Raw genomic sequence first — 7132 nt, forward strand, 5'->3', positions numbered from 1 at the left:
ACTAAGCATATTATAAAAGCGAAACAACTAAGAAAGCGAGCGTTTGCATCAGTTTGATCAACCTGTTAAATTCAGGTTGTTTTTTATGGGGGAGGGAGAAAATAGATTAATCCTTATTATTATTTTTGTTATTATTGTTCATCATGTTTTTCATCATCATTTCAAACATTACCATATCGACACCTAAACACGGATTCATACAGCCACAGTTACTTCTTCTTCTAGAGCAACAGCATCTGCAATTGCAGTGACAATCATGGCGACGGCAATCGCAACGATCTCTATCACAATCATCAAAATCACAGCGTCTTCTTCTGCAATCGTCACAGTCACAGTCGTTACGTCTACATCTACTTGAGTTCATATTGACTTGATCTTGGTTGTTCCACATCGTAGAACACCTCCTTGAATAATCTACATAAACAAAGTATGCATAGATGTCCCATCAAGGAAAGGCTAGTACCTAAATAAAAAATAAAAAAGCACATTAATCTTTTTAAAGATCATGTGCCTAAAATATTTATTATTAATGTGGGAAGAAAACCAATTGGATTAAGAATAAAATACCAAATATATAAATAACTGGTTTAACATTTTTTGCTTTCCCTTTAACAACTTTTAATAATGGGTAGGTAATAAACCCAAGAGCAATACCTGTCGCAATACTTGATGTAAGTGGCATTGTGATAATAACTAGGAATGCAGGGAATGCTTCTTCAAAGTTATCCCACTCTATATGACGAACGCTACCCATCATTAGGCACCCTACTACGATTAATGAAGGTGATGTAATTGCTGCTACACCAGAAATTGAATTAACAAGTGGGCTAAAGAATGCTGCAAAAACGAATAGTAATGCAACAACAAGTGCTGTTAAACCTGTTCTACCTCCAGCTGCAACACCTGCTGTAGATTCGATATAAGCTGTTGTTGGTGAAGTACCAAACATAGCTCCAATTGTAGTACCGAATGAATCAGATAGCATCGCACGACCAGTACGTTTTTCATCTTTTTTATTTAATAAACCAGCTTGTGAAGCTACACCTAAGAATGTACCTGTCGTATCAAAAATTGTAACTAATAAAAATGAAAAGACAACTGAATATAGTCCATAATGAATGACATCTGAAGCTGCTGTTATTGGATTAGCAACAATGATACCCTCAGGTAATTTAGGGAAAGAGAATATACTTCCTTTAATGTGTAATTTTCCAGCTAATCCTGCGATGATTGCTGTTGCAGCCATTCCGAAGAATAAAGCTCCATTTACATTTAAGGCAAATAAGATAATTGTAATTGCAATTCCGACTATAGTAAGGACTACACCAGGAGAATGGAGATTTCCTAACCCTACAAGATTATCTTTGTTAGCAACGATTATACCTGAAAGACGTAAACCTATAAATGCGATAAATAATCCAATTCCAACACTAATTGCATGTTTTAATGTATTTGGAATTGCTTCTATTAAATGCGTTCTAAATTTAGTTAAAGATAAAATAACGAATAAAATACCTGTAATAAATACAGCAGAAAATGCTAAATGATACGAAATACCATGTGCTTTTGAAACAACTGAATAGGCAAAGTATGCATTCATTCCCATTCCGGGAGCAATTGCAATTGGGTAGTTTCCGAACAATGCCATAAATAATGTTCCGACTAAAGTTGCAATGATTGTTGCAGTAAATGCCTGGTTAAATGGAACACCAGCATCAGATAATATAATAGGATTAACAATAATTATATAAGCCATAGTTAAAAAAGTGGTAAAGCCGGCTATAATTTCTGTTTTAACGGTTGTGTTAGCCTCTTTTAATTTAAACATAATAGTTCTCCTTATAAAATACGAATGATAAATTCAACAGTTATTAATAATATTCGTTTTATTGTAAAAGTGCAAGTTTTTTAATTAGATTTACATCTTTTAACAAATTCAATTATGTTTAGTATTCCTAAAAGTACGATTTGGGTATGCTAAATCTGAAATATTTAAAAGGAGGATATAGTAAATGAGTCAAATACAAAAGTTTCCGACTAAATTTGATCCGCAACATCAAAATAAGCAACCAGGTATCGAAAAGGAAATGACGCCTATACCGATATCAGATGATCCTAATTACACACCAAGTGGTAAATTAAAGGGAAAAGTAGCCATTATTACTGGAGGAGATAGTGGGATTGGAAGAGCAGTTGCTATACTTTTTGCGAAAGAAGGGGCATCAGTTTTTATTCCATATTTAGATGAAGATGTCGATGCACAAGACACAAAGAAATACATAAATGATTTAGGTGGAAATTGTGAAATAATGAGATGTGACATTAGAACGGAGGATGTATGTAAACAAATCGTTCAAAATGCAATTCAAACCTTCGGAAAAATTAACATTTTAGTGAACAATGCTGCTGTTCAATATCCACAAAAGAATTTGGAAGACATTACTGAGGAACAATTAAAACGAACATTTGAAACGAACATTTATCCAATGTTCTTTTTATCAAAAGCTTGCCTTCCACATATGAAGCAAGGTGATTCGATTATTAATACTGCGTCAATTACTGCTTATAAAGGACATGATCAATTATTGGATTACTCAGCGACGAAAGGAGCGATTGTCACATTTACTCGCTCACTTTCTACAAATCTTGCTCAAAAGGGAATTCGTGTTAATGGAGTAGCACCTGGGCCAATTTGGACACCATTGATTCCAGCAAGTTTTGACGAACAAGAAGTAGCAAAGTTTGGTAGCACAACTCCGATGAAACGAGCGGGACAGCCAGTAGAGCTCGCACCAGCATATCTTTATTTAGCTAGCAATGAAGCTTCCTTTATTACAGGACAAATGATTCATGTTAATGGTGGGGTAATTGTGAACGGATAAACTAATAAAATGGTGCCATATACAAAAAATGTAAATGGCACCATTTTATTAATACTTAGGTCGAAACGTGTGACAGCAAGTTTCTCCACTATGTACAGCAGAAGTAGTTATCTCACCGTCTAAGACTGCATTTTGAATCGTTAAATCAAAGTCATTTGAGTATTCATATGCTTCGGTTTGAACAAGAATTGAGTCTGCTTGGCAAAAGTTTCCCTGCCCCCAAAAATTACAATTTGCAACACTACATCTAATTTCTGGCATGAACTCACCCTCCTTTAATTTTTATTTTCTACATACTTTGCAATCTCATGCAGATTTAAAGTAGTACCATTGTAGAATTTTTAGAGAGAATATTGTAAACTTTTATCAAGATAGAAGGAGTTAGGAAGACTTTTATCGAATCAAACTCTGATTAAGTATAGGAGGAGAACAAATATGAATTGGGAAACAACTTATGAAAAATGGATTCAATCACCGACATTAGATCAAGAACTAAAAGAACAATTAATTAAACTTGAGAATAATCAGCTTATACTTAAGGAAAGTTTCTATCAAAATTTAGAATTCGGAACTGGTGGAATGCGCGGAGAAATCGGACCTGGAACGAATCGTATGAACATTTATACTATCCGTAAAGCATCAGCTGGTTTTGCAAAATATATTGAAAGCTTTGGAGACGAAGCAAAAAACCGTGGAGTTGCAATTGCTTTCGATTCACGTCATAAAAGTCCTGAGTTTGCAATGGAAGCAGCAAAAACACTTGCAACATATGGTATTAAAGCGTATGTCTTCAATGAATTACGTCCTACACCAGAATTATCATTTGCAGTACGTGAGTTAAACTGCTTCGGTGGAATTGTCATTACGGCTAGTCATAATCCACCTGAATATAACGGATTTAAAGTTTATGGTGATGACGGTGGTCAATTACCTCCAGCTGCTGCTGATCAAGTAATTGAATACGTAAATTCATTTGAAAATGAGTTAGAAATTGAAGTTTCTTCAGAAAAAGAATTAGTTGAAAAAGGCTTAATACATAGGTTAGACGAAGAAATGGACAAATTATATGTAGAGCAACTAAAAACTGTTGTTGTTAACAACGATTTAGTGCAAGAACATGGTAAGGATTTAAAAATTGTCTTTACTCCATTACATGGCACAGCATTACTACCTGCAACAATGTCATTAAAAGCAGTTGGCTTTGAAAATGTAACAGTTGTTGCCGAACAAGCAAAAGCAGACCCGAATTTTACAACTGTAAAATCACCGAATCCTGAAGAACACGCAGCGTTTGAATATGCAATTCGTTACGGTAAAGAGATTGATGCGGATGTATTAATTGCAACTGATCCTGATGCTGACCGATTAGGAATCGCTACGAAAAATGAAAAAGGCGAATATGTAGTATTAACTGGGAACCAAACAGGAGCATTAATGCTTCATTATTTATTAAGCCAACAAGATGTACCTTCTAATGCACTATTACTTAAAACAATCGTTACATCTGAATTTGGTCAAGTAATCGCATCAAAATTCGGTGTTAAAACAATCGATACACTTACTGGATTTAAGTTTATTGGTGAAAAAATTAAAGAATATGAGCAAACGAACGAATACTCATTCTTATTTGGTTATGAAGAAAGCTATGGCTATTTAATTAAACCATTTGTTCGTGATAAAGACGCAATTCAAGCAACAGTACTTGCTGCAGAAATAGCTACTTATTACAAAACAAAAGGTATGACTTTATATGAAGGCTTAAATAGCCTATATGAGCAATATGGCTATTATTTAGAAGGACTAAAATCATTAACATTAAAAGGGATTGAAGGTACAGAAAAAATCCAATCGATTTTAACAAATTACCGTCAAAACCCTCCTGTTGATATAAATGGTCTAAAAGTTGTTACGGTTGAAGACTATAAACTTCAAGAGAAAACAACTTTAGAATCAGGAGAAAAAGACCAAATTCTTCTACCTAAATCAAATGTATTAAAGTATCATCTTGAAGATGGTTCATGGGTATGCTTACGTCCATCTGGAACTGAACCAAAAATCAAGTTCTATTTCGGGATTGTAGGACAATCTCGTCAAAATAGCATCCAAAAATTGGATAGTTTACAACAAGCATTTATGGAAAAAATTGAAGTATTAGTCTAAAAAAAGAGCGACTATTTAGTCGCTCTTTTCATTTATTTTTAGTTAAAGCTCTAATGATGAGATAAAAGATTGTTCCTCGGCGCTTTCTTCCCTAGTAGCATGCTCAATATGCTGGAACATACCCTTTAATTTTTCATCAATGATCGCTAAGTCCCTCTCGTATTTAAAGGCATGTAGAAAATGTTCGATACGCTTTGAAAAAAGATCGTCTTTCGTATTTACCATTAACACGAGAAGCTTATCCCATTGACAACAATAAGTGTAATACAATGCTAAATCATAATCGGATTGTACTTGCATTGTGAACCTCCTTTTTAGAGGGTACACATAGTTTATGGCGAAAAAAATTAATTAGCCATGAGAGAATTTAACAAAAGGTTACGGTAGAGGTTAGGTAAAAAAAGGATGGTTAAGTGCTGGAACGATAGGGAAAACAGGAAGAATAGATGGGGATTTTAGAAATACTTTTTATTTTTTTGAAAGAATTATTAAAGAATGACTTTAATATTGTAAAACGGGCCTCAAAATAGTAAAAAAGGGCCAAAATTATATTGAATTGTTTTTTGCATTTGCCTTTGGAGTTTAATTGCGATTGCTGGGATTTAATTGCGATTTCTAGAATTTAATTGAGATTGCTGGGATTTAATTGCGATACCCAGAATTTAATTGCAATACCCGGAATTTAATTGTGAATTCTGGAATTTAATTGTGATCCTGGAGCTTAATTGCGATTCCGGACGACTACTACAAATCTTCCTCCAATTCAGTTAAAATCTTTTCCAAAACTTAAGTATACTTTTAAAAGAAACAGGTATAATAAGCTTAAAATAATAAGCAATACTGAAGAAACTATGTACTTCAAACTGCATTATGATTTTTCTTAATCAAAAATAAAAGAATTCAAAAAATCAAGTTATATCAATCGCATTGTACAAATAAAATGAACTACCGTATGAATTTTTTTCATACGTTTTTTGTGTTTATGAATACAATAAATTTCGAATTAGGTAAATGAATATAGTAGAGATATGACTATTTTTACATTAATTCAAATTTCAGTTCATAGAATAATATAAGAAGAGACAGGAGGAGAGTGTGATGAAGGCGAGTGATTATAGAGCGTTGGAATATGCTATTGACGAAATAACAGAGATTGCGAGAGGATTTGGGCTAGACTTTTACCCAATGCGCTATGAAATCTGTCCTGCAGATATCATATATACATTTGGCGCTTACGGTATGCCTACGAGATTCTCCCACTGGAGCTTTGGAAAACAGTTTTATAAAATGAAGCTTCATTACGATTTAGGGTTAAGCAAAATTTATGAATTGGTTATCAACTCTGATCCATGCTATGCATTTTTATTAGATACAAACTCTCTCGTTCAAAATAAATTAATCGTTGCTCACGTTTTAGCTCACTGTGACTTCTTTAAAAATAATATTCGTTTCTCAAACACGAAGAGAGATATGGTTGAAAGTATGGCAGCTACTGCTGAACGAATTAAACACTATGAACATATATACGGAAAGCAAGAGGTAGAAAATTTCCTAGATGCAGTACTCTCAATTCAAGAGCATATTGATCCATCATTAATGCGACCAAAACTGGCTTATGATTTAGAAAGTGATTTCCCAATAAAAGAGAAAAAAAGAGTTACACCATATGATGATTTATGGAATATGGATCAAAGAAAAGAGAAGAAAAATGATTCAAACCTGATCCCAATTAAACGTAAACAATTCCCACCACAACCTGAAAAAGATATCCTTTTATTTATCGAAGAGTACTCCAGAGAACTAGAAGAATGGCAACGTGACATCCTGACTATGCTGCGAGAAGAAATGCTTTATTTCTGGCCACAGCTTGAAACGAAAATTATGAATGAAGGCTGGGCAAGTTATTGGCATATAAGAATTATGCGAGAATTAAATCTTGATTCTAATGAAGCAATTGAGTACGCAAAGCTTAATGCAGGAGTAGTTCAGCCATCAAAAACAAGCATTAACCCGTATTATTTAGGACTAAGAATGTTTGAAGATATTGAAGAGCGATATAATAATCCAACAAAAGAAATGCGTGAGTTAGG

The 7132-nt window shown here is 33.8% G+C and carries 6 protein-coding genes; 3 read left to right on the forward strand and 3 right to left on the reverse strand.

The features are described from left to right. Nucleotides 1–526: 526 nt before the first annotated feature. The gene (locus COJ46_RS06040; protein ID WP_097976523.1) at nt 527–1828 is read right to left on the reverse strand and encodes an NCS2 family permease; all 1302 of its coding nucleotides are present in this window, start codon (nt 1826–1828) and stop codon (nt 527–529) included. 184 nt (nt 1829–2012) lie between these two features. On the opposite strand from COJ46_RS06040, the gene COJ46_RS06045 reads away from it, so the two are divergent. Continuing rightward, on the forward strand, nt 2013–2882 hold the full coding sequence (locus COJ46_RS06045; RefSeq protein ID WP_098565750.1) for an SDR family oxidoreductase: 870 nt from the start codon (nt 2013–2015) through the stop codon (nt 2880–2882). A gap of 48 nt (nt 2883–2930) precedes the next feature. On the opposite strand, the gene COJ46_RS06050 is transcribed toward COJ46_RS06045, so the two are convergent. Further along, a complete protein-coding gene (locus COJ46_RS06050) occupies nt 2931–3143 on the reverse strand; it encodes a DUF1540 domain-containing protein (RefSeq protein WP_056471273.1) in 213 nt (70 codons plus the stop codon). A gap of 174 nt (nt 3144–3317) precedes the next feature. Here COJ46_RS06050 and COJ46_RS06055 point away from each other — a divergent pair, with 174 nt between their 5' ends. Beyond that, complete coding sequence (locus COJ46_RS06055) at nt 3318–5042, forward strand: phospho-sugar mutase (protein ID WP_098565751.1); 1725 nt, start codon at nt 3318–3320, stop codon at nt 5040–5042. Nucleotides 5043–5084: 42 nt separating this feature from the next. Here the strand turns inward: COJ46_RS06055 and COJ46_RS06060 are convergent, their stop codons facing one another. Continuing rightward, nucleotides 5085–5342: a YhdB family protein gene (locus COJ46_RS06060; protein WP_097976517.1), complete on the reverse strand. Its 258-nt coding sequence runs from the start codon at nt 5340–5342 to the stop codon at nt 5085–5087. A 798-nt stretch (nt 5343–6140) separates the two neighbouring features. Here COJ46_RS06060 and COJ46_RS06065 point away from each other — a divergent pair. Then, a partial coding sequence (locus COJ46_RS06065; protein ID WP_098565752.1) for a SpoVR family protein occupies nt 6141–7132 on the forward strand: 992 nt, incomplete at its 3' end.

This window comes from Bacillus sp. AFS077874 (assembly GCF_002566505.1).
Lineage (GTDB): Bacteria > Bacillota > Bacilli > Bacillales > Bacillaceae_G > Gottfriedia.